17 protein-coding genes and 1 pseudogene are annotated in these 23,277 nt (G+C 46.5%); 8 read left to right on the forward strand and 10 right to left on the reverse strand.

All coding sequences use genetic code 11. The features are described from left to right. Window positions 1-244: 244 nt before the first annotated feature. From ACJJI7_RS17405 to ACJJI7_RS17430, 6 genes are all read right to left on the reverse strand, one after another. A complete protein-coding gene (locus tag ACJJI7_RS17405) occupies window positions 245-1,093 on the reverse strand; it encodes a zinc-binding dehydrogenase (RefSeq protein WP_444901636.1) in 849 nt (282 codons plus the stop codon). Further along, window positions 1,094-1,237, reverse strand: a complete 144-nt coding sequence (locus tag ACJJI7_RS17410) for a hypothetical protein (protein WP_444901635.1) — start codon at window positions 1,235-1,237, stop codon at window positions 1,094-1,096. It lies immediately after the preceding gene. 101 nt (window positions 1,238-1,338) lie between these two features. Continuing rightward, window positions 1,339-2,184, reverse strand: coding sequence for an enoyl-CoA hydratase/isomerase family protein (locus ACJJI7_RS17415; RefSeq protein WP_444901634.1), 846 nt, complete (start codon window positions 2,182-2,184; stop codon window positions 1,339-1,341). 33 nt (window positions 2,185-2,217) lie between these two features. Continuing rightward, window positions 2,218-3,036: an SDR family NAD(P)-dependent oxidoreductase gene (locus tag ACJJI7_RS17420; protein ID WP_444901633.1), complete on the reverse strand. Its 819-nt coding sequence runs from the start codon at window positions 3,034-3,036 to the stop codon at window positions 2,218-2,220. A gap of 3 nt (window positions 3,037-3,039) precedes the next feature. Beyond that, window positions 3,040-3,726: an LLM class flavin-dependent oxidoreductase gene (locus ACJJI7_RS17425; RefSeq protein ID WP_444901632.1), complete on the reverse strand. Its 687-nt coding sequence runs from the start codon at window positions 3,724-3,726 to the stop codon at window positions 3,040-3,042. A gap of 189 nt (window positions 3,727-3,915) precedes the next feature. Then, a complete protein-coding gene (locus tag ACJJI7_RS17430) occupies window positions 3,916-4,905 on the reverse strand; it encodes an alpha/beta hydrolase (protein ID WP_282950668.1) in 990 nt (329 codons plus the stop codon). A gap of 1,048 nt (window positions 4,906-5,953) precedes the next feature. Here ACJJI7_RS17430 and ACJJI7_RS17435 point away from each other — a divergent pair. The 5 genes and pseudogenes from ACJJI7_RS17435 to ACJJI7_RS17455 all read left to right on the forward strand — a co-directional run bounded on the left by ACJJI7_RS17435 (window position 5,954) and on the right by ACJJI7_RS17455 (window position 10,599). After that, window positions 5,954-6,265 (forward strand): MerC domain-containing protein, encoded by a 312-nt coding sequence (locus tag ACJJI7_RS17435; protein ID WP_475717091.1) that lies wholly within the window; start codon window positions 5,954-5,956, stop codon window positions 6,263-6,265. 107 nt (window positions 6,266-6,372) lie between these two features. Beyond that, window positions 6,373-6,791: pseudogene (locus ACJJI7_RS17440) on the forward strand (ZrgA family zinc uptake protein). 2 nt (window positions 6,792-6,793) lie between these two features. Continuing rightward, a complete protein-coding gene (locus ACJJI7_RS17445; protein WP_444901630.1) occupies window positions 6,794-7,261 on the forward strand; it encodes a Fur family transcriptional regulator in 468 nt (155 codons plus the stop codon). Continuing rightward, window positions 7,261-8,289, forward strand: coding sequence for a CobW family GTP-binding protein (locus ACJJI7_RS17450; RefSeq protein WP_444901629.1), 1,029 nt, complete (start codon window positions 7,261-7,263; stop codon window positions 8,287-8,289). Before ACJJI7_RS17445 ends, ACJJI7_RS17450 begins: the two co-directional genes overlap by 1 nt. A gap of 84 nt (window positions 8,290-8,373) precedes the next feature. Then, window positions 8,374-10,599, forward strand: coding sequence for a S46 family peptidase (locus ACJJI7_RS17455; protein WP_444901628.1), 2,226 nt, complete (start codon window positions 8,374-8,376; stop codon window positions 10,597-10,599). Window positions 10,600-10,923: 324 nt separating this feature from the next. Here the strand turns inward: ACJJI7_RS17455 and ACJJI7_RS17460 are convergent, their stop codons facing one another. After that, window positions 10,924-12,813: a potassium transporter Kup gene (locus tag ACJJI7_RS17460; protein ID WP_444901627.1), complete on the reverse strand. Its 1,890-nt coding sequence runs from the start codon at window positions 12,811-12,813 to the stop codon at window positions 10,924-10,926. A gap of 324 nt (window positions 12,814-13,137) precedes the next feature. On the opposite strand from ACJJI7_RS17460, the gene ACJJI7_RS17465 reads away from it, so the two are divergent. From ACJJI7_RS17465 to ACJJI7_RS17475, 3 genes are all read left to right on the forward strand, one after another. Continuing rightward, a complete protein-coding gene (locus ACJJI7_RS17465; RefSeq protein ID WP_282950633.1) occupies window positions 13,138-14,778 on the forward strand; it encodes an acetolactate synthase large subunit in 1,641 nt (546 codons plus the stop codon). Between the two features lie 285 nt (window positions 14,779-15,063). Further along, window positions 15,064-15,714, forward strand: coding sequence for an MOSC domain-containing protein (locus ACJJI7_RS17470; RefSeq protein ID WP_444901626.1), 651 nt, complete (start codon window positions 15,064-15,066; stop codon window positions 15,712-15,714). Between the two features lie 676 nt (window positions 15,715-16,390). Next, the gene (locus ACJJI7_RS17475; protein ID WP_444901625.1) at window positions 16,391-19,990 is read left to right on the forward strand and encodes an amino acid adenylation domain-containing protein; all 3,600 of its coding nucleotides are present in this window, start codon (window positions 16,391-16,393) and stop codon (window positions 19,988-19,990) included. 160 nt (window positions 19,991-20,150) lie between these two features. Here ACJJI7_RS17475 and ACJJI7_RS17480 read toward each other — a convergent pair whose 3' ends face one another. The 3 genes from ACJJI7_RS17480 to ACJJI7_RS17490 form a co-directional block, all read right to left on the reverse strand. Then, the gene (locus ACJJI7_RS17480; protein ID WP_353375401.1) at window positions 20,151-21,386 is read right to left on the reverse strand and encodes an MFS transporter; all 1,236 of its coding nucleotides are present in this window, start codon (window positions 21,384-21,386) and stop codon (window positions 20,151-20,153) included. 177 nt (window positions 21,387-21,563) lie between these two features. Continuing rightward, window positions 21,564-22,862: a type II toxin-antitoxin system HipA family toxin gene (locus ACJJI7_RS17485; protein ID WP_020415370.1), complete on the reverse strand. Its 1,299-nt coding sequence runs from the start codon at window positions 22,860-22,862 to the stop codon at window positions 21,564-21,566. After that, on the reverse strand, window positions 22,856-23,239 hold the full coding sequence (locus ACJJI7_RS17490; RefSeq protein ID WP_353375402.1) for a helix-turn-helix transcriptional regulator: 384 nt from the start codon (window positions 23,237-23,239) through the stop codon (window positions 22,856-22,858). Before ACJJI7_RS17490 ends, ACJJI7_RS17485 begins: the two co-directional genes overlap by 7 nt. Window positions 23,240-23,277: the final 38 nt, after the last annotated feature.

Consider the following 23,277-nt stretch of genomic DNA (forward strand, 5'->3'; position numbering starts at 1 on the left):
TTTACAACTATAAGGGGATTAAGCCCACCTTACAAATTTGAGTGGGGAAATTGTTCTTCAAATAAGATGTCTATTTTAACAAAATATGTTGATAAATTAGTGTGAGCGGGTTGAGACAGTTCAGACCTAAAATGAAGTTTTCTGAGTAACCGAGGCTGATCATATCAGGTCTGAACATCTACATTTTTTGCGTTATTCCCATCAATAATGGAGATTTGCGAGTTGAAATCTCTATTAGTCAGTCTTAGGGATCGATATTCACAACAACTTTCCCCATAGCTTGCCCACTTGCCAGCCGTTCATGGGCCTTGCCAATATCAGGCAAACTATAAGAAGTTTCATCAAGCACAGGTTTGAGATCGCCTGCTTCAGTAATGGCTTTTAGTGCTTTTAAAATATGCCCGTGTTCCTCACGGTGGTAATTGTGTAGCATTGGAATTAACATAAATATGACATGCAAAGACAAGCCTTTAAAGTGAGCAGGCGTCAGATCAAGTGCTACCATGGAAACGGTAGTAGCTACTTGGCCATTGAGTTTTGCTGCCTCAAAAGAGTTCGTTATATTTGCACCACCGACTGAGTCGAATACTATATCGAAGCCTGCTCCGTTGGTGTACTTCAGTACATAAGACTCAACTGATTCAGTCCGGTAGTTAATCGGCGTTGCCCCCAATTTTTCAATCATTGCCAGTTGAGGATCTCCGGAGCCTGTTGAGTAAACATCAGCACCAAAGTGACGAGCCAGCTGTACAGCTATATGACCCACACCGCCCGAGCCACCGTGAACAAGAACACTTTGTGCAGGCTTAACCCCCGCACGCTGTAACCCTTCGTAGGCGGTTATGCCTACTAAGGGCAAAGCTGCTGCTTCCCGCATGGTCAGGTTCTCGGGTTTCAGGGCAATTAAGTTCGCGTCTGCAACAATATATTCGGCTAATGTTCCCGGTAAGTCAGCCAGTCCACCTGCGCAGCCATAGACTTCATCGCCCACTTGATAATCGGTTACACCTTCGCCAATCTCTTCAACAACACCAGCGAAGTCCATACCCAATATTGCTGGGGCTTTCGGTGAAAGGGGTAATGCAGGTCCCATTTAGCGAATCATGGTATCTACGGTGTTGACGCTGGTTGCTGATATTTTAATCAGCACATGGCCAGCTTTGGTGGTCGGCTTGGGTACTTCAGCAGCTTCAAATACGTCTGGGCCGCCAAAGGTATTTACAATCATTGCTCTCATTTTGATTCCCAAAAAGTGTACTTTCTGTAGAGATTTATCTAAGTGTCAGAAGTAAGTAGGGCATCGCAGTCTGTAAATCGTCGGATGCCCAATTGCTACTGCTAGTTTATTTTTTGTACATCCATCACCAGTTGGTTCCAGTTCCGCTGATTTTCAATATCGTGTTCCAACCCTTGTTCATCTGCGATAGAGAAGCGTTTTAAGGCAGGTGTTTTACTGGTTGCTTGATACAGCCAATAGGCCTCCGCTTTTAGCGCTTCATTGATAGGCTTATCGACTGACTCATAAACCGCCTGCTTACAGGCATTGATTGATTCTGCTGGAAATTGAGCAATTCTCTTCGCCAGGCTATCGACATACTCGCCAATTTCATCTGGGTCTAGTGCTTTGTTGATTGTGCCGAGCCTTTCCGCTTCGTCAGCATCGAAATCACGTGCGCTGAGAATAATCTCCAGCGCTTTACCCAGTCCTGTCTGGCGAGCCATCCTTGATGCGCCTCCCCCGCAGGGGAGGATTCCCATACCCACTTCCATTTGCATGAATTTATATTTTCCTCGGGCTGCGAAACGCATATCGAGTGCCAAGGCCAGTTCATGGCCACCACCTCTGGCGAAGCCTTCTAGTTTGGCGATCGTTGCCTGGGGCACCTTACTGATGCGTTCACAGACAGCCTGTAAATCCAACAGTTGGGCTTCTTCGCGAGATACAGCTTCATCAGACATGTTTTTTAATAGCTCAGTATCGTAATGACATACCCAAACCTCCGGATTTGCAGACTGAAACACAACGACTTTGGTTTTTCGATCCCGTTCCAGGCGCATAGCCAGGCTGTTTAAGTCGGCCAGCATTTCTTGCCCTTGGACATTCACGGGACCAAAGTCAAATGTCACAGTTAGGATTCCGTTATCTTGTTTCGCCGTGAATGTGGTAAAACCTTCATATTTCATGGTGAATTCCTTTTAATTGATTGCGTTAACGTCTTAGGTATTTTTAATGCCGAGTTTGTCGAGAGTGTTCTCAATTTCTTCAATAAGTACCTTTCTCTTTTTCTCATCTAGCGCGTCTGGGTGCGGCTGGGACCAATTGCCTATGTCATTGTCAAAGTATTTACCGCTAGCGTTTGAGAACTCATCATCGAGTGCCGCCCGTACCAATATATTGGCGCCGATACTTAAGTCTTTCCCTTGAGCTCCGTAAGCATCTTTTACCATTTTGCTACCCAGAAATGAGGCGGGATTGATTGCGATAAATTGCGGGGCCTTGTCGCCAAGTGAGCGGGCTAGTTGAAAGGTCCACATGGTAAGAGCCAATTTACTTTGGGCATAAGCGTCGCTGTCGGATAGTTGTTGGTGACCTTTGAGCGCTTCGAGGTTCACAGTTGCTTGCGCCGCAGAAGATAGATTAATAATGCGGCCATCGGCGCTAACCAGCGGCAATAGCCGTGTCGTTAACAAATAGGGGGCAATAACATTTATAATAAAACGAACATCGTAACCCGTGTCGGTTATTGGGTTCTGTACTTTAAATACGCCGGCATTATTGATAAGAACATCAATATTTGAATATTGATCTTTTACCATTGAGGCCAGTGCTAACACATCTGATAAATTGGATAAATCTGCTCGGAATGTATTTATGTGGCCCTTGGGATAGCTTTGCTTTATTGCTTCTTTCACACTTTCTAGTTTTGTATTGCTACGGCCATGTAAGAGCAGAGTATGACCCTTTGCTGCCAGTATTTTAGCAGTTTCTAATCCGATACCGTCAGTACCGCCTGTCAATAAAATGGTCTTACGCATTTGTTATTCCTTTTCATTAAAACGTGGGAGAATTATTTCCGAAATTGCTCCAAGCGTTTCTTCAATATTTGCCCGGTTAAATCGGAGGTTCAGAGCAACATGGTTAACCCCGATCTCTTCTTGCGACTTAAGGTATTGGTATAATTGGTTAATACTCAGTCGATATCCCAAGTGTATGGGGTGTGGTAGGGCATCTGGGGTTTCAGTTATATCAATATAGAGTGGTTCCATCAAAGGCTTGTTAATGGCAGAGTTATTTCTCAATTGACCAATAAATTGCTCTTGCGCGTTATATGGACGAGGATAGGTGATCCAACCATCTCCGTTGTTAGAGAGCCAATCTGGGGACTGCTGAGAGGATCCCGTTATCAAAAAGGGCAGTATTGTTTTTTTCGGTTTGGGTAATATGTCCAGGTCACCAGAAATTGCCCCAAAGGAGCTTTGAAGTTGGGGGGAGGGCTCTGCTACACGGCGAATATATTTATAGTTTTCCCGGAACAGTTTCCCTCGCTCCTGATACGAAACATTCATCGCAGGATATTCTTCCGGACGATCGCCGTTGGCGATCCCTAGAATTAAGCACTCGCCTGAGATTTGATCAACAGAGGCAGCAGCTTTTGCGATCCTGACCCAAATCGTACTGAATCCCAATTTCTCCACAAACTGAACTGGCGTAATATGATCAAGCATGGTTTGAATTTATTGTATAATTTTTTATGGGGTCACAATTCCAATTGAATGTTTTCCCGGTTTGAATGTGGAGATATAATCTAAATTGATACTAGGGAAGTATTGATCTTTATCTTTGTGTTTAGGTTCTAAGATGACGACTCCTGTATTGTTCGAACAGGAGAGAATTGGTTGTCAAGTTTTATAAGATTAATTTTGGGTAGTGTTGAGCCAACTAATGATTGCTTTATGTTCGACTTCCCCTATTGTATTCATGCTCGGATGATATCTGTCATGAATTTTGATGATCTTGATATTGTCATTTCTCAACTGTTCGAAATCTGCGTAAGGCGAAATTTTGTCCGAATCTGAGAGTATTAGTAGTGTAGGGGCCTGGGAGGACTCAATAATAGGTAGTATTTTTGTATCATTCAAATTGATTTTGGCTTTTTTTAAGGCTAAAAGCGCACCCTTACGGAAGTCCTTCTCAGGAATAATTCTGCTTAGCAGGGGGTGGTCACGTTTTGCATAATTGTATACAGCTTCATCAAATGGCGGCATCGGAGCCAAAAGAATAATTCCACTGATATCTGTTCTTAAAGAGGAAATGTATGTGGCCGTTAAGGCGCCCATAGAATTTCCTACAATATAAATTCTCCCACTGTTGATAACCCCTTCCTCAATTAGGCTGCCAATAAGATTGTTGATATATTTACTGTCTTCTACCCCATATTTCCTCCTGCCACCCGAGCCACCATGGCCAAGTAGATCAGGAACAACAACCTGAAATCCTAGAAAGCGGAAATACAGAGCTGAATTAAGCATAAATTCTTTGGCGGTTCGAAATCCATGTAATAATATTACAGTGCCAGAGTAATGTCTTTCTAAAGAATTTCTACTTAAGTTAATCCCTACAACATTCTTCCTGTCTCCCTCTCCAAATTTCACAGAGTACTGTAGGTTGTTGCTGGTTAAAGGTGGTCCGTAATAATAACTAATGCAGTTGTTTTTTTTGATTGGGCAATATTTATCTTTTTTGAAACCTAAGTCTTCAACTTTAATATTGCTTGTTTCTTCATCAAGGGCGAAGTTTTCAGCTTCCTCTATAAATCTGGCAATTCTTTTAGAACAAGCCGAGGTGGCTAGGCATATTAAGGCGACAATGGTCGTTCTAATTAAAGTTTCTTTTAATGTCATCATGCTTGGTTTAATTGATAACTGTAATTAATTTATTCGACGCTTAGATCATCATGATACCGAATGAATAATTCATTCGAAGATCTTCCACTGCTGCTCGCTCTTGGTCTACAGTCTAGTCGATCTGATTCAAATTGGATCCACATGTCCGTTACCTTGTTAAAAGTAGTATTCATTGGCGAATGAAAACAGGTGAGACCGTTGGTGATTTATGAATGGATCCCTCCCAGGATGCGTAAGCGGAGTAAAAAAAGTATCTGGCTCTCTTGCCCCGCGGACTCAGGACCATAATCCAACATGATCTGACCTTATCTTTGAGGTATATTATATGAGTAATCTTCGCTTCGGCCGGCAGGACAACAACGTGAGGCGTTTCGATCTACATTTGGGTCTCTTATAATTCCACCCGCTATGCTCTGTGATGTTAGGCTGCTTTTGTAGAGTTGACTAAGTTCTGAATTTCCGCCATCTCTGGATTGTCTCCTGTAGACTTTTTCAATGAGGGGTAATCTCTCAACGTGTATAGTATGTTACTGGTTAACAAATTTTTTGGCTTTAGAGCTTGTAGCTACGTAATTTTTGTTACTTTGATTTTTATCAAAATTTATCGAAACAAAATAAATAAATTACAGAAATTAAAGTACCCTAAAGGGCCCGCTGTCAACATTGACAGCTCAGGCTCTTCCCGATATTCCTGGTCGCCGTCAAGAATATCAGCCTCAAAAAAGCTGAGTATCTCTAGTGTTTCCTCGGAGACTTGTGTTGTTTTCGTAGCCTTATTAGCGATAAGGAAGGCTTTGATGTCCATGTAGTAAGGATAATTGCTTTTCATTCATATAGTCTGAGGTGGGCATCCCCAGCAGTTCCTGTTCATTGGTTCGCGGCATTGCATGAACCTTAGTCACACTGCTCTGTTTGACTTGAAATATTTTATATATGATATAACATATCATTTTCTGGTTGAAGTGTGGCTATCTGTCTTAAATGCTCGAAGATTAAAAGGATTGTTGTGAGAGATACTTTAGGGATTTTGGCTTCTGGAGTTTGCCTGGTGCACTGTCTTTTGACCCCTTTATTACCGTTATTGGGTGGTTTGGGGATATTGGGTGCACTGCAGGACGACCAGTTTCTCCACTTGCTTTTGCTCGTGCCGGTAGTGACCCTGGCTTTGGCCAGCTTCCCAGCCTCCTGTCGACGTCATCAACGCTATGCGGTAATGATCGTGGGCTTCTCTGGGGCACTGCTATTGGTTGGGGCGCTTTATCTGGAGGGAGTATGGGAGCTAGTCGCCAGTATCCTCGGTGCTGGCTTGTTAATCATCGCCCACTGGGTAAACCAGCGCTTGATATATCGGGTCGCTTAGGTTGGTTAGGTGCGGATAATGAATTTTGCAGGGGTTCTGTTGGTTGCTTTGTTGTTTGCCGGTCCAGTTGCCTGAGATATAGGGGGCATACTCACGGTAAGGCAATAATGTACCTGGTGGCCGAGGCAGATAGAATCCGTATCGAGCTGGAGTCACCTTCAGCCAATCTGGTGGGGTTTGAGCACGTGCCACGTACCATGCTCAACAACAATTGTGGGATCAGGTGTCCCTCGAACTTGCTAAGCCTGATCTCTTCCTGGAGTTTGTTGGAACCAATTGTAAGCCCCGAAGCGTGGATGTTGAGGTGCCTTATAGCGCGGAAGTTAGCAGTGATAATTCGGTGCATAGCGGTTTCCATGCTAGCTATGAATTCAAGTGTGATAATCTGGCACAGTTCAACAGCGTTATTGTTACCCTGTTCGAGAGATTTCCCAGTATTTATGGGGCTGCAGTGCAATGGGTCAGCTCCGGTCGACAGGGGGCTGAACTGCTCACTGTTAAAGACAACAAACTTCAAATGAAATAGCTATGAAAGCATCCCAAATCAGACAGACCCTGAGCGTGGCAGAACAAGCCTGCCGTAGTTCAGGGGCGCGTCTGACTGAAAAGCGCAAGAATGTTCTAACCGTTTTACTGCGGTCAAAAACTCCGCTTTCTGCCTATGAAATAGCGGAGCATTACAATAGTGACGTCGGCGATTCAATTCCCGCCATGTCGGTCTATCGAATGCTGGACTTCCTGGTCACAGAGAACTTGGTCCACAAGCTTAATTCAGAAAACAAGTACCTGGCCTGTGCTCATATTACCTGTGATCACAGCCACCAAACCCCACAGTTTTTAATCTGCAACCGGTGTAGCAAAGTACGGGAAATTGGCATCAGACCGGAAGTCATCACCGCGCTGCGCGATACGGTTGAAAGTGCTGGGTTTCATCTTCAAACGTCGCAACTAGAGTTGGATTGTGTCTGTGATGAATGTAGCCGGGATGCAGCTTAATGGCAGCTAGTCAGTTGATACGCGGGGTGCCCGCCAACGTTATCACCGGTTTTCTGGGTGCTGGCAAGACGACCGCAATCCGCCACCTTCTGGAAAGTAAGCCCAATGATGAGCGCTGGGCCCTTCTGGTGAATGAATTTGGAGAGGTGGGTATTGATGGCGCACTATTTGAATCGGGCCAGGAAGACAGTGTTTATATTCGAGAGGTACCCGGTGGTTGTATGTGCTGTACGGCTGGCTTACCAATGCAGGTTGCTTTAAATCAGTTACTGGCCAAAGCCAGGCCCCATCGTCTATTGATCGAGCCCACGGGCCTGGGGCATCCACGAGAGGTGCTCGAAGCGCTGTCTGACGCTGTACGCGGCGGTGTTTTGAACCTTCGTGGTACGCTTACTTTGGTGGATGCTCGCTGTATAGAGGACGACCGCTATTTGCGTAGTGAGACTTTTCGGCAGCAATTGGAAGTTGCCGACCTGGTGGTTGCCAACAAGTCTGACCTCTATGGTCCTGAGGACTTGCAAAATCTTCAGCGTTTTCTCTCATTTTTAGGTGAAGGCACAGAAAAACCTCTGCAAGTGGTGGAGCAGGGGCGTATCGAATTAGATTGGCTTCAAATTCCCAGTAGTTTCCAGCTTTCTACAGGGAATGATCACCAGCATCCGGTAACTCAGGTGGTAGATGAAGTTGAGTTGTTGCCAGAGAGTGGCTATCTCCGTTCAGAGAATAGCGGAGAGGGTTACTACAGCTGTGGCTGGCGTTTTAGCCCTGAATTTGTATTTGATTTTGACGCACTTTTTTCACTATTCAGCGGTACTGAAGCTGAGAGAATCAAGGGTGTATTTATTACCGAGCAAGGTGTTTTCGGATTTAATAAGGCTGATAAAGTGCTCACGGTCTTGGAACTGGATGACACATTGGAAAGCCGGGTGGAGGTGATTAACCAGGTGCGCTTGAGCTGGGATGAGATGGAAAGGTCCTTGGCCGATACTCTGACAAATAATCAAGATATCAAGCCGAAGGTTTTTTAAATCCAAATAGTTGTTAGGTAAGATACTCAATTCTGGCCATCCTTACAGGATGTCTCTGACTTAATTTAAAATTTCCGAGTAAATATGAAAATAAAAAATTCGATCGTTTTCAGGGTTGCAATTGCTGCATTATTTGCTGGAGCGAGTTACTCCAGCCTTGCCACAGAGAAGGAGAGTGGTTCAACCGAAGGCATGTGGCAGCCTCACCAGTTGCCTGAACTGTCCAAAGAGCTTCGCAGTCATGGCCTGGAGCTGGACCCAGCCAGCATGACCAAGCTTACCGAATTTCCAATGAATGCGGTGATCAGCCTGGGGGGATGTTCCGCTTCCTTTGTCTCACCCAAGGGATTGGTGATTACCAACCACCACTGTGCCTACGGTTCAATTTCATACAATTCAACAGAATCCAAGGATTTACTCGCTGAAGGTTTCCTGGCCGGAGATTTATCAGAAGAGCTGCCTGCTGCACCAGGCTCCCGGGTCTATGTCACCGTTGCAATGAAAGACGTGACGAATAAGGTCAACGATCGCCTGACTGATGAGATGGATGGTGCTGCACGTTTTACTGCAATCGAAGAAGCCGAGAAAGCACTGGTTTCTGGGTGTGAAAAAGATCCGGGGCATCGCTGTGAGGTTTACAGCTACTACGGCGGTTTGAATTACTACCTGGTTAAGCAATTGGAAATCCGCGATGTGCGTTTAGTCCATGCACCGGCATCTTCGATTGGAAAATTCGGCGGAGATATCGATAACTGGATGTGGCCTCGCCATACCGGCGATTACGCTTTCTACCGCGCCTATGTTGGTAAAGACGGTAAACCGGCCGACTACTCCAAGGATAATGTCCCTTACGAGCCCAAGCACTACCTGCCCGTAGCGGCAAAAGGGCCTAAGGAAGGGGATTACGTTATGGTGGTGGGTTATCCAGGCCGCACTAATCGTTATCGTACAGCTCAGGAGGTGCAGACTAATTTCAGCTGGTACTACCCCAGAATGAAAAAAATGTTGAGTGAGTGGTCAGAAACAATTGCGAGGGCTACTGCTGATAATAAAGATGCTGAGTTGAAGTACGCTAGCCTTGTGGCAGGGTTGAACAATTATTCAAAAAACTTTACCGGAATGATGGAAGGTTATCAGCGTAGTGACCTTTTACAGCGCAAACACAAGCTTGAAACTGACCTGCAGGCTTGGGTGGAGTCAGACAAGGCTCGCAAAAAGAAATACCAATCAACTATCGATGACTTGGAAGCATTGATAGTTGAAAAAGAGTCAACCTATGAGCGGGATGTAACAAATTCAGATGTCGGCCGCTCCGCTATGTTAAGTGCCGCACGAGATCTCTATCGCTTGGCAATGGAAAGGGAAAAGCCCAATGATGAGCGCAAACCGGGATATCAGGAGCGAGATTTAACACGTTTTACTGAGCGTATGCGGCGTATCGAGCGCACTTATGATGCATCGGTAGATAAGCAGATTTGGTCCTATTTTTTACAGCGTTACCAAGCGTTACCCAAAGAGGACCGAATTGTCAGCTTTGATCGTTTCTTGGAGATAGACCAGGAAGGCGGTGATCTGAGTTTGGCCCTCGATAACATGTATAACGAAACAGCGCTCTCTGATGTGAAGGTGCGTGAGGCGTGGATTGGTAAGAAACCTGAAGAATTTGCAGAAAGTAAAGATCCTTTTATTCAATTAGCGGTAGCAATATACGAGGAAAGGCTTGCTCAGGAGCTCAAGGACGAGGCAATGAAGGGTCGTTTTGCTCAATTACGCCCCCAATATATGGAATTGCTTATTGATTATTATCGCTCCCAAGGTAAGCCGGTCTATCCAGATGCCAATAGCTCCCTTCGCGTGACCTATGGCCTGGTTAAAGGCTATGAGCCACCAGCCGGAACGATTAAAAAGGCTGCCGATGGTAATGATGGTAAGCAGGGTTTTGTACCTTTTACAACCTTGCGTGGTATTAAGGCAAAGTACACAGGTGAGGACCCCTTTGATGCCCCCAAAGCTTTAATGGAAGCTATCGATAAGAAGAACTTTGGCCGTTACTATGAAAAGCAGCTGGATTCAGTGCCGGTTAATTTCTTAAGTACCGTAGATATTACGGGCGGTAACTCAGGATCTCCGACAATGAATGGTCGCGGTGAGCTGGTGGGTGTTGTGTTCGATGGAACCTACGATAGCATCAATGCCGATTGGGATTTCACCGATAGTACTCGGGCGATTCATGTCGATATCGCTTATATTCTCTGGGTAATGGAGAATATTGACGGTGCTGGATATCTTGTAAGGGAAATGGGTCAGTAATTTTAAGTAATTGGCTAGTACCACTCTGTATTTGGGGAAAATGATATAGGCCGTATTTCTAAGCCTGAGGCCCATATAAAAATGAGGTGAAAAGAATAGTGCCCATTGGTAAATCATATTTTATAGATTTCCCTTTGGGCTCTACCTTCCGCACAGTTAAAAGTGAGCATTATTTCAATTGGCTCTCAGAGCTTTTTCTAGGTATTTTAATGACCATAGTAAAACCATATCTTGTTGGGGTTTGTCGCTAAACTAGCTTATTAGACATAAATAGGCTTGTCGAGTCGGGGAGCTCCGCCTTTAATTTGTAAACAGTTACTAAGTTTAAATCATAATATGCTCCCCCATTTCTACTGTGCGGTTTGCCGGTATTCGGAAGTATGCAATCGCACTGCTTGAGTTACGCACCATGGCTGAAAATAGTCTTTCCCGCCAGGGAGGCATATTGCTGTAACCATGTTTTACCGGGATTATATTTGTTCTACAAAGGAAGAAGGATGCTTTACTTGGATCGATATCCAATAAATGGGTATTGTATAATCGCCGTAGGGCTCGCTCAACATCCGGATGCTCCATATAGCCATACCGAAGAATTAAGCGGTAGCACCCCTCCCTTAGCTTGCTAATGATAAACCGGTTCCGTGGTACAACAAGGGGTGTGTTGGCAACTGTCACGATGAGAAATAATAATTTTTCGTGAAGAACCTTATTGTGCTTAAGATTGTAAATTAGGGCATGAGGAGTATAAATTTTGTTCGTGGTCACAAATACTGCTGTACCAGGAACACGAGTTGGTGGATCTTTAAATAGGGAAGTTAAAAATGGCTCGAGTTTATAGTCTTTGCTTTTTTGATAGCGCTCTATAGCCTTTTTGCCTTCCCGCCATGTCGTCATCAGTAGCCCAATTACGGCTCCTAAGGTAATTGAAAACCATCCGCCATGGCTGATTTTGGCAATATTGGAGGTGAAGAAAGATAGATCAATGAGGATAAAGAAAATTGCACCAAGGATACAGATAGGCAGGCTGTACTTCAGGTGGTGTCGATAGACAATGGCCGCAATACAGGTTGTAGTCAGCATTGTACCACTGACAGAGACACCATAGGCTCCTGCCAGGTTAGTCGAAGATCCAAACCCCAGAACCACAATAATTACCAGAACCATCAATATAAAATTTACGCCGGGCATATAAAATTGGCCAGCAAGATCCGAGGATGTATAACGTATTGCCAAGCGAGGCAGAAAGCCGAGTTGGATTGCCTGCTTGGCAAGAGAAAATGTACCGGAAATACAAGCTTGTGATGCAATACATGTGGCTGCAGTGGCTAAGGCGATCATCGGGAAAAGCGCCCAGGCCGGGTACATACGAAAGAATGGGTTGTCGGAAGAAGAGGGGTCTACCATCAGAAGGGCGCCTTGCCCCATATAGTTCAGTGTCAGGGCCGGGAAGACCAGCCCTAGCCACGCGATACGTACTGGGGTGCGACCAAAGTGCCCCATATCGGTGTAGAGTGCCTCACCACCGGTGAATACCAGCAGTACAGCTCCAAGAATCCAAAATGAGGCTATACCGTGCCCGGTAAGGAATTTGAAAGCATGGATTGGGTTTAACGCATGAATTATTTCGGGTTTTTGCACGACCCAGGTGATACCGATAGTTAATAAAGACAGAAACCAAAGAGCGGTAATGGGGCCAAATAGTTTTCCGACGGTCTCTGTTCCAAATCGCTGTAGAAAGAAGAGTCCCAGTAGAATTCCAATCGCAATAGGTAAAACCATCGGCTTAAAAATATCCCCACCAATCTCAAGGCCCTCTATTGCAGAAAGGACGGAGATCGCTGGAGTTAAAACGGCGTCACCAAAGAATAGTGCAGCGCCACAAAGGCCAGCCAAAATAACGAACTTCCGTAGATACCTCCGATCTTGTATTGAGGAAAGAGCAAGCGTCAAAAGCGCCATAATCCCGCCTTCACCACGATTGTCCAGGCGCATCACCAGGATGACGTACTTGACAGTGACAATAATCACTAGAGCCCAAAAAACTGCCGAAACGCCTCCAATGATATTTTCATGGGTAAGTGGAATACCATGTCTTTGGTGGAAGATCAGCTTAAAGGCATAAAGAGGGCTAGTGCCAATATCACCGAAAACTACGCCAAGAGCAGCAAGGGAAAGCACCCAGTGCTTTTTTACGCCTTCCGAGCGTTTTTTCATTTGCAACTCTTACAATCCGGTGTCATACAGAGGCAGGGATCAACAATGTATTGATGGAAAGGACTCACGTTATTAATAGTTCATTCCTTTGCCCTGATGTTAGCAACCATGTAGACCGAGCGGCCTGGTCCGCTACTGGGATCCTAAGAAGATGATTATTTTGAAGCCAATTTAATTTGGAGATTTTCGCCGCTCACTGGCAGTTCTGATTTAGAAAAATACTGGCAGTCATGTTGTAGGTCAGGAGCATCTGGTGCCCCACATCCTTTGGCGTCATCCAAGTAAGTGCTGGCAAAAGTGCCAGCGATCATAGGAGCCGTATCAATGAAAGCATCCGATCTATTTATTCATGCCCTGGAGGCTGAAGGCGTCGAATATATTTTCGGTATCCCCGGGGAGGAGAACCTGGATGTACTCGAGTCTTTACGTGGCTCCAAGATCAAGCTGGTTCTAACCCGTCACGAGCAGGGTGCCGGATTTATGGCTGCTACATATGGTCGTCTGACCGGTAGATCGGGCGTGTGTTTGGCGACTTTAGGGCCAGGCGCTACAAACTTGGTGACGGCAGCGGCCTATGCCCAGTTGGGTGGCATGCCAATGGTACTTGTCACAGGCCAAAAGCCCATTAAGAGCTCCAAGCAGGGCCAATTCCAGATTATCAATATCGTGGATATGATGCGTCCGCTCACCAAGTACACCAAAACGATCGTTGGTGGGGACTATGTGCCATCTTATGTCAGGGAGGCATTCAGGCGTTCAGAAGAAGAGCGTCCAGGAGCAACACACCTTGAAATTCCTGAAGATATAGCTCGTGAACACTCCACAATGCCAGTGCTGGAAGCAAGCTATACCCGCAGGCCCATCGCTGAAGAGAAAGCTATACGCCATGCTGCAGAAGCTATCTCAGGATCACGCAAGCCGTTATTGTTAATTGGTGCCGGTGCAAATCGAAAGCTCACGGCAAAGATGTTGCGTAAGTTCGTCGATAAGCTGGGAATTCCTGCGGTAACAACACAAATGGGTAAGGGGGTCATTGATGAATCCGGCCCACACTTTATTGGTAATACGGCGTTATCTGATGGAGATTTTGTACATCGGGCGATTGAGCAGGCAGACTTGATTATCAACGTAGGTCACGATGTAGTAGAAAAACCGCCTTTCTTTATGCGTCCTGGGGGAGCGGAAGTTGTACATATTAACTTCAACTCTGCCCAGGTAGATCCGGTTTACTTCCCCCAAATCGAAGTTATAGGGGACATTGCCAACAGCCTTTGGCAATTAACTGAGCATCTGAAGCCACAGGAACACTGGAGCTTTACCGATGCCCACCGTATTCGCGCTGCATTGTTAAAGCAGATTGATGAAGCTTCCAAGATTGACACCTTCCCAATCCGCCCGCAGCGATTGGTCAGGGATGTGCGGGAAGTAATGCCAGAGAAGGGCATCATTGCCCTTGATAATGGCATGTTCAAAATCTGGTTTGCTCGTAATTACCCAGCACGATGCCCAAACACGGTACTTCTGGATAATGCCCTGGCCACTATGGGGGCTGGGTTGCCCTCGGCTATGGCAGCCAAACTGGTTAACCCTGATCGTCGTGTGGTCGCAATTTGTGGTGACGGTGGCTTTATGATGAACTCCCAGGAAATAGAGACGGCAGTTCGTTTAAAGATGGACCTGATCGTACTGATTTTGCGGGATGACGCCTACGGAATGATCAAGTGGAAGCAGGCTATGATGGAGTTCAGCGATTTCGGTCTGGACTTTGGCAACCCGGATTTTGTTGCCTATGCGCATTCCTATGGTGCTCATGGTCATCGTATCGAGGCAACAGGAGAGCTAAAGCCAATGATCGAGAAGTGCTGTAAAGAGGGTGGGGTACACCTGATTGATGTTCCTATGGACTACAGCCATAACGATCGCATCCTCAACCATGAGATTCGTGAGTTATCCAGCAAGCTGTAATATGGGGGCGCCAGGAGGGGCTAGTTGACTTTTAGCCTCTTCTTACACTCTTATACCGCTTTTGCGTTCTATCTATTGGTCTTTTTCCCGTTATTCCTACCCCATTTTTTTGATCAAGATTAAAAGTGGGTGTCTACTGATTGCTGGAGCTTTGCCATCGGCTCGATATGAGAGAAATTATAGTGGGAAAGTAATCACCTTCAAAAAACCAAGTGTCAAGTTTCCGAGAATTATGATAGAAGAAGCTCCTTAGGGTGATGAAATCGAGCGATCAGTAATAAAGTTATGAAAATTGTTTCCATCAATGTTTCCAAGAAGAGGGTTGTTGAATACAAAGGTGAGCTGGTCACCACCGGTATTTTTAAGAAACCGGTGAAAGGTAAAGTGTTTGTTAGTAAAGGCAACCTGGAAGGGGATGAACAGGCCGACCTAAAGCATCACGGCGGCGTTGATATGGCCGTTTATGCATTTGCCAGTGACCACTATGAATATTGGAAAGGAATTCTGGACAGAAGCGAATTACCTTATGGAGCTTTCGGTGAAAATTTAACGGTGACCGGGCTTATCGAAGAAAAGATTTTTATTGGTGACCGGTTTCGTGTGGGAGATTGCCTTCTGGAGGTGAGCCAGCCAAGAATCCCTTGCTTTAAGCTCAATATAGCATTTGACAGTGATAAGGCCGTTAAACTATTCAAAGAGTACTTCAACACAGGTGTATACTTCAGGGTACTTAAAGAAGGCTATATCGGGCAGGGAGATGAACTCAGGAAAGTAAAGGAGTTAACAGGCTCTATTAGCGTAAAGTCTGTGTTTAGGGCTCTATTTGACAAAGAGTATACGCGTAGTACGCAGATTCTTGAAACTGCTTGTCAATTACAATCCCTTTCTCAGGAGTGGCGAGAAAAAGCGAAAAAACGTTTAAAGCGGGTTAGTTAGCCCAATGCCCAGATTTTTTTAAATAATCCTCTTGTAAAATATCCTGGACCGGCAGCCGCTTTGCAGCAGTATTTTTACTTGCTTTACCAGGAGGCTTGCTTATCTAACTGTTGCAGGTTTTCCTTTCCTATATCGCATCATTAGTTGCAATTTTTTAAATAAGTTCCCTGGGTAATATGGCTAATTAGGCTTGAGGTATGGCCAAGTGGATCATGAAAGATTGTAAAGGGATCTTTCCACAGCAGTAGGAACCGTGTAAGTTTTTTCATATCGACATAAAAAATAAATAGAAAATTATTACAGTTAGGCTGTGTGAAGAAGGTGTTGTAAATGGTTGAGCTGGTAATATTTAGTTCAATGATCAATCAGAAATTTAGCCTAAAGCCCTTTTACCTATATATTCCTTATTTTCACTGCAGAGTTATTCCAGCTTGCTTGATTAAAAGATAAAACTATGGCGCAAGAACAGTAGATTTCACTTAATAATGGTGTTTGTATCACTTTGTGCGATACGTCATTCGTGATTTTTAATTAAATATTACCCTTTAGTTTGTGGATTTGGGTTTAGAGGAGGTGTTTCTAAAAATTAGGAAATTTATGACCAAATTTGAAAGACATTAAATTGAATTGAAAGTTAATTTCCAGATATTTAATAAAGATATAAAGGTAAGATTCTGTGAGTAGTCCAGTTAAAAATTCCAAAATACAGCCCCAAACCGATATTTCAGTCTGCAGTTTGATCGCACAGCAAATGCTGGAAGCCCCTGATCGATTAGCCATTATCGATGGGAGAGCCAGTGTGAGTTTTAAGCGTCTGCTACAACGGGCCAGTGCGATCTCAGCTGAACTTGAGATTCGTGGTATTAAGCCCGGATCTTTGGTTGGGGTATGCATGAGCCGCTCCTGGGAGCTTGTGGCAACTTTAATTGGCGTAATGCGAGCGGGGTGTGCCTATGTACCTTTAGACCCCGCTTACCCTCAAGGTCGCATTCGTTACATGCTGGAACACTCACGTGCTTTGGCGGCTATCGTGGATAATGATAGCTCTGCTGACCTATGTCGCGAAGTGGGTGAGTTAATCTGGCTCGACAAAGTGAGCGACCAAGGGGAGGAGATTTTAGATAGTCATGCCAGGCCATCAGCAAATGACTTGGCCTATGTTATCTATACCTCTGGTTCTACTGGCAAACCAAAAGGTGTTGCAGTTGAGCATCGGTGTATTGTGGCAATGTGTCACTCTATGGGTGAGTTGTTCAGTGAGAAGGAACTCCAGGGAGTATTCGCAGGGGCCTCAGTCTGTTTTGATACTTCTGTAATGGAAATATTTGGCACCTTGTCACTCGGGGGCACGGTAATACTGGGTAAGAATATACTTGATTTGCCAAACCATCCGGCAGCGGATCAAGTAAGAACCTGTGTATCTGTGGCATCGGCAATGCAGACATTACTAGCCACTGAAAAGTTACCCGAGGGGCTTCAGTGCCTGGTATTTGGTGGTGAGGCGTTAAAGCGATCCCTGGTTGAACAGGTTTATTCATTGAGACCTGGGCTGCGTGTATTCAATGCCTATGGCCCTACTGAGGATACGGTTTACTCAACAATTACCGAAGTTGAACCAGGCATCAAGGCGATTACGATTGGAAAATCAGTGCCAGGTTCCCGTGCGTATATTTTGAATGAGTCCATGCAACCGGTTTCTTCGGGTGAAGCCGGTGAGTTGTATCTGGCTGGAAGCAAACTGGCAAGAGGGTACTTATATGATGAAATTCTCACTAAGGAGCGTTTTATCGAGAGGGAATCTAGTGACCTTATCCCGGATCGCCGCTTGTACAGAACGGGAGACCTGTGTCAGTGGACGGAAAATGGTGAGATAGAATTTCTTGGTAGAGTTGATCAGCAGGTTAAGGTCAGGGGGTTCCGTATTGAGCTTGAGGAGATAGAGTCGACGCTTGAGACTATGCCGGGTATTGAAGCTGCTGCAGCGGCCGCCGTAGATGGTGGCATTGGTCAGAAAATGCTTGCAGTCTACATTGTTAGCCGGGACAAGACGATAACAGATACAGCCGTTAAAGATTTCCTGGCGCAGCGGCTTCCGAAATATATGATCCCCCAAATCGTGAGGCACTTAGAAGCATTACCTGCGTTACCCAACGATAAGCTCGATCGCAAAAAGCTGATAAAACTAGAGGAGAGCTATGCTGGGTTGGGATCAAGTGTTGATACTGAGAACAGTTCCAGTGACTTGATGCAACGCCTGATCGGTTCCAGCTCAGAACAGCAAGCAATTTTACTGTCGATTATTCAAAGAGAGGTGGCCATACTCCTTAATTTTGCAGATCCAGAAGAAGTATTACCGGAACAATCTTTTTCTGGCCTCGGTCTCGACTCTCTCACAACCCTGGAATTGGCTCGGCGTTTGAGCAATAACCTGGGCCGTTCGGTTGCTTCCCAGGCGATTATGACTTACGCAACCCCAAATACCCTGGCAAACCACATCCTTGGTAGTTTGAGTGATAATTCAGCTAAGGATTCGAATGAAAAAGTGAATCGTGCAGCATCGGATTCACTTGCCAGCTTCCAATCGCATATCCAGTCTAGCCATCCGACTTTCCAGGCTGCAAAAGCACCGTCCTGGTCTGCACTGGATAAGAGTAAGCTGGTGCAAGAAGTCATGTATATGGTGAACGACCAGCGCCGAAACCCTTACAGTAAAGTGCTGCGCACAGGTAGTGCCACTCGGGGCACAGTGAGTGATGTTTACAATGATGAAGAGCAGGAAGCAATAATCTGGACAACCAATCTATATCTTGGTCTGAACCGGGATAAGGAAGTTATGGAGGAAGCCGCTTCCGCGGTAGCGAAGTTTGGCACTGGGATGGGTACTTCTGCCGCTGCGTCAGGTCTCACAGATCTCCACCTGGAGTTCGAGACTGAGTTTGCAGAGCTGGTAGGAAAACCGAGTGCATGCTTGTTCCCTACAGGGTATACCGCCAATGTTGGAGTGGTTGCAGGTCTTCTTGGTGAAGACGATGTGGTGGTTATAGACCAGCTTTGCCACGCATCTATTGTTGATGGTGCCCGTCTCTGTGGCGCAACAATCCGGACATTCAAGCATAATGATGCCGCCGACCTGGAGTCTGTGCTTGAGTCAGAAGTATCCCCATACCGTACGGTCCTCGTTGTTTTGGAAGGCGTATACAGCATGGGGGAGGGCGCCGCACCGGTAGCCAAAATTGTTCGTACAGCAAAGAAATATGATGCGCTCGTTTTGGTGGATGAGGCGCATTCCTTCGGATTCTATGGTGAACGTGGAGCGGGCATTTGTGCCGCGCAGGGAGTTACCGACCAGGTGGATTTCATTATGACGACGCTCAGTAAGGCGCTGGGCAGTCTTGGTGGCGTTATTGCCGCGAAGGAAGAGTATGTAGATCTTTTGAGGTCATCATCAAGAGCTTATATTTTCCAGGCTTCGATCAGCCCTGCAGATATTGCCGCGGCACTGACGGCTTTGCGGAGGCTTAGCACCGATGATGGCTTACGGGAGCGGCTCTGGGATACGACACGCTATATGCGGCAGCGGTTCGAACAAGCCGGCTATGATCTGGGGACAGGAGATGGGCCTATTGTTACGCCGCACTTTAGTAACAAAGATAAGCTGTTTGCAATAGTGCAGGAGTTATATAAACGCGGTGTCCAGACATCGGCGGTTACCTATCCCATAGTGGAGAGCGGGCGTGGCCGGCTCAGGCTTATTTGCTCAGCAGCCCATACGAAAGGGGATGTGGACAAGACCGTTGAAGCCCTGATCGAGGCGGAGCGGGAAGTTGATAACTTATTGGTTGCCACAAAAGAAAAAGCTATGGACCCGAGCATAGCGCAGTCCGAAGTGGAAGATTGGGCGAATAATTTCTCCAGCTATCTTAAACGATCATTAGCAGGAGGCTCAGCCCCAACTCCAAACCTGGCTATGTCTGTAAGTGTCACTGACCAGTCTGAGCCGGTAAGGATTTTGTACTACGACGGAAATGTGACCTTAAGTGATCATAAAATATCCGGTCTGCCTTCCTGCTCAATGCTCCTAAAAAGTAGCGATGCAGTTTCCTCCTTGCACTCCTCCGATGTACAAGGGTTACTGAAAAGCATCTGTGCAGGGAGTTGTGTTTTAAATGGTCAGGTGGAGGCATTTATTTGGTTTATCGCGCGCATGGTTGATTTGCGGCGGGGCTCAAACGAGTCAGCAGCTAGCCGGCTGCCTCATGAGCAAGTTGTCTGCTAGTTGAGTCGAAAATTAATCTGGATGATTGGCCCTAGCAAATACTGCGGGGCCTCTTTTGGATGCGTTATTGGCATCCATGCCCCATATGGCTCCAGGTGCAGTTGTAGCTTTGACATCTCACTCTTGAGGAAGCTTTCATGAGACGTAAGTTACTGATTTCTCACTTCTCCACTCTGGCTAAGTTTTGCCAACCCAGCTGAATTAGTAACAGGACCAATATTGCTGCGGCAGCAGTGATAAAAAATGGCAATCGAATATTCAATTCCATCGCTCCCCCACCGACCAGGGAAATCAGACTTGCTACCAGCGTAAAGCCCGCGGTGGCTATTCCCATTACCCAGCCCTGTTCAGTTTCATCGACGCTATTGGCAAATGTCTTCAAGAGGGCGGGGTAGGCGAGCCCAAAGCAGAGATAGGCAAAGAAAATGCTCAAGTAACAAAGCCAAATTTGATTACTAAATGCAAAGACTAAAGCGCTGCCTCCCATAACCAAGGCAGATAATTTGATAACCAATGGCTTGCTCCAGCGTGATAAGACTGGCTTAACCATAAACAGGCTGGATATCGCCACAGCAATGCCCATAGTCAGCATGGCCATGCTGGTCACCAGCAAGCCTGCCTGGAACCGGCTACTCAAGTAATTGGCGATAAAGATATAAAAGCTGAGATGTACCAGCATAAAGCAGAGGTAGGCGGGGCAAAGCCTGATTACCCCTGGGCGGTCTTTTAAATGTATGAACTGTGTAAAGAGATCCAGGAATCGCAGCTTAAGCTGCATCGGCGCCTTTCGGCTGTCATGGAAGAAGAGCAAGATTAGGCATAGGGTGACGGCGACAAGCACTAGCGCAAAGTAGAAGGGCAGTTGAATGCTGGCGATATTCCCCAGTAGTTCTCTATCTGCCAACAAGCCAGCCATGATAGGGCCGGCAACCGCGCCGGCACTCATGCCGGCCACTAGAAGACCCAGGTTCCTGGAGGCTTCCAGTTCTGTCTTGCTGGCATCAATCATTGCCGCCTGCGCTATAGGCTGGTTGCCTGCAGTGAATCCGCTGACCACTCGCCCCAGGATCAGGAGCCAGAGGCTGCTGTTAACCAGAGAGAGGATAGTTATTGCATAACCAACAAGAGCACCTATCAGGCATAGCACCATAGCATTCTTGCGCCCAATACTATCGGATAGCTTTGCGATATACACAGAGCCGACAAACCAAGCCAGAAAGAAACTACAGATAACGACGCCATAATATAGATGCCGTGTCGCCTGGGGCGTATCTGTAGGTAAGAACTGGAATTTTGTCGACATAACCAGTTCATTGATAATTGGAAAAAGGAGTCCCTGGCCCATTAGGTCAACAAATACCACAGCCAGCAGGGCTAAGCGGCACATTGAAGACATGATGGGGGCCTCGCTTCTTGTTCGGTTATCAATTCCAATAACTGAATCAAGATAGCAGTTGGGGTGCTTTGACAGGAGTATCTACTGGAGCGGTAGGGCGATTGCTACTTTGCTTTTTTCGGGTGTCGGTATGGTGGAATTACGCTCCCTTGCGTATTTTACTGTCTGGATTATCGATCAGCAGAGTTGTCGCTGGTTTTGGCGGATTTCGATCATCCAGCTTTCGGATACACCAGCGCTTTCAGCGAAGCCCTCCCATTTGTTCACGGCTGCTGCTACCTCTTCAACAATATCCATTGGCCGCTTGATGCTGATTGCCCTCCCTACGGCAAGCAAATCTTCTAATTGGAAATTGTCGCGCTTACCATTGATACTCATCTGATGTTGACTGGTCCACGCGCCCCCCGGATTGTGGGCGTAGGTTACATCGAATGCGGGCGACAGAGACCATTCGCCTTCGGGGCCCATCAGGAATGCAATGTTCTTTGTGTGATCATCTTGGTTCCTGGCTAAAACATTGAATACCATTCGGCGATATTGTTGAATCGCTTCATTCTTGGGCAAGTAGAGTTCACGCATAACGCTGAAGGCCTGCTCGTAAGAGTGGGCGCCAGCCATATTGAAATCCAGGTGCGCGATGCCGCAGAGAGATTGCATATGTAGCTTCTTGCCATTCACGCGATCGAAGCGCCGCGTCATGAAATGTGCCCGGCCGTTTTCTTCGAGAAGCTGGCAGTCTGTCATGTTAATACCAGCCTCCAAGGCCATAAGATGGTATGCGTACTCAATCCTCCCGTACCCATCGGTGGCGCCGAGTTCCAGATCCCCGGCACCATCAAATTTCAGCAGCCAGTAGTCGTAATCTTTCGGCGCGGGAACTTGGCCCGAACGTATATCCCCCTCGCTATTCATAGCAATCACCGCTTTTGCTCTGGCGCCTCCAGCGCTGGTACCCACTCTTAATATGTCCAGCAATGCCCCGGATTTCTCGGTATCACTCTTTCCAAGTTGGGCGTTCAGGTCAGTTTGCCTGTGGGTAATGGCTGCAGCTAGTTTTACCAGCTCCTCAATATTGAGATCGACAGAATCCTTAAAGCTGCCATCCACCGCGGGCTGAAATTCCAGCGCTCCCATACCACGGGTACCGGTATAGCAAAGCCGCTCAATGGGGTTAAAGCTTTCCGGAGTCCGCCCCTGCCGAGCGAGCCAGGCATCAATAACGGCATTACCGAATTTGTCGGGCAGACAGTCTGCAAGTAGCCCCGGCAGTCCCTTAAAGGTGTCCCGATTGAGTGTGCGGAACATATAGGGTTCTAATGGAGACTCGATAGGCATGGTAATAGGGGCAATATCCAGCCTGCGCTGTAAAAACTCTGGGGCATATTCAAAAGCACCATACCCGCTGTCGTCCCAATGGACAGCGCCAACTATTTCCCCCCACAGATGCACTACTGCAGTATTTGTTCGATTTACCATTCTGGCTTATCCCTCTTTTTAATGTTTCTTGCCGGGGTCTTGGGGGTGCCTTCATCAGCCCCCTCTTTAAGGGCTTTAGTGGCGCCAGAGGCTCTGGCTCTTTGCCGCTGCTTGCCATGCATAGCAAGTTGCATGGGACTAACAGTTGGAGCTGGGAGGAAAGCTTCCAGTGCATCCAGCCGTCGAAGCACTCTCAGTGCCGCAACCAGGCTGTCGAGCCTGCCGCGACCAGCCTCTAACCCTTTGATGGTGGAGGTAGATAAGCCGGCACGCTCAGCCATATCATCCTGGGTGAGGTTCATCCGCAAGCGGTACTCTCTGAGCCTGTTGCCCAGCGTATAGAGTATCTGTTTATCAGACTGTCCGTGGAAGGCCATTGTAGCTGTTATTCCATCTGTAAGTTACTAATCAGCTG

The sequence above is a fragment of the Microbulbifer variabilis genome, assembly GCF_056232115.1.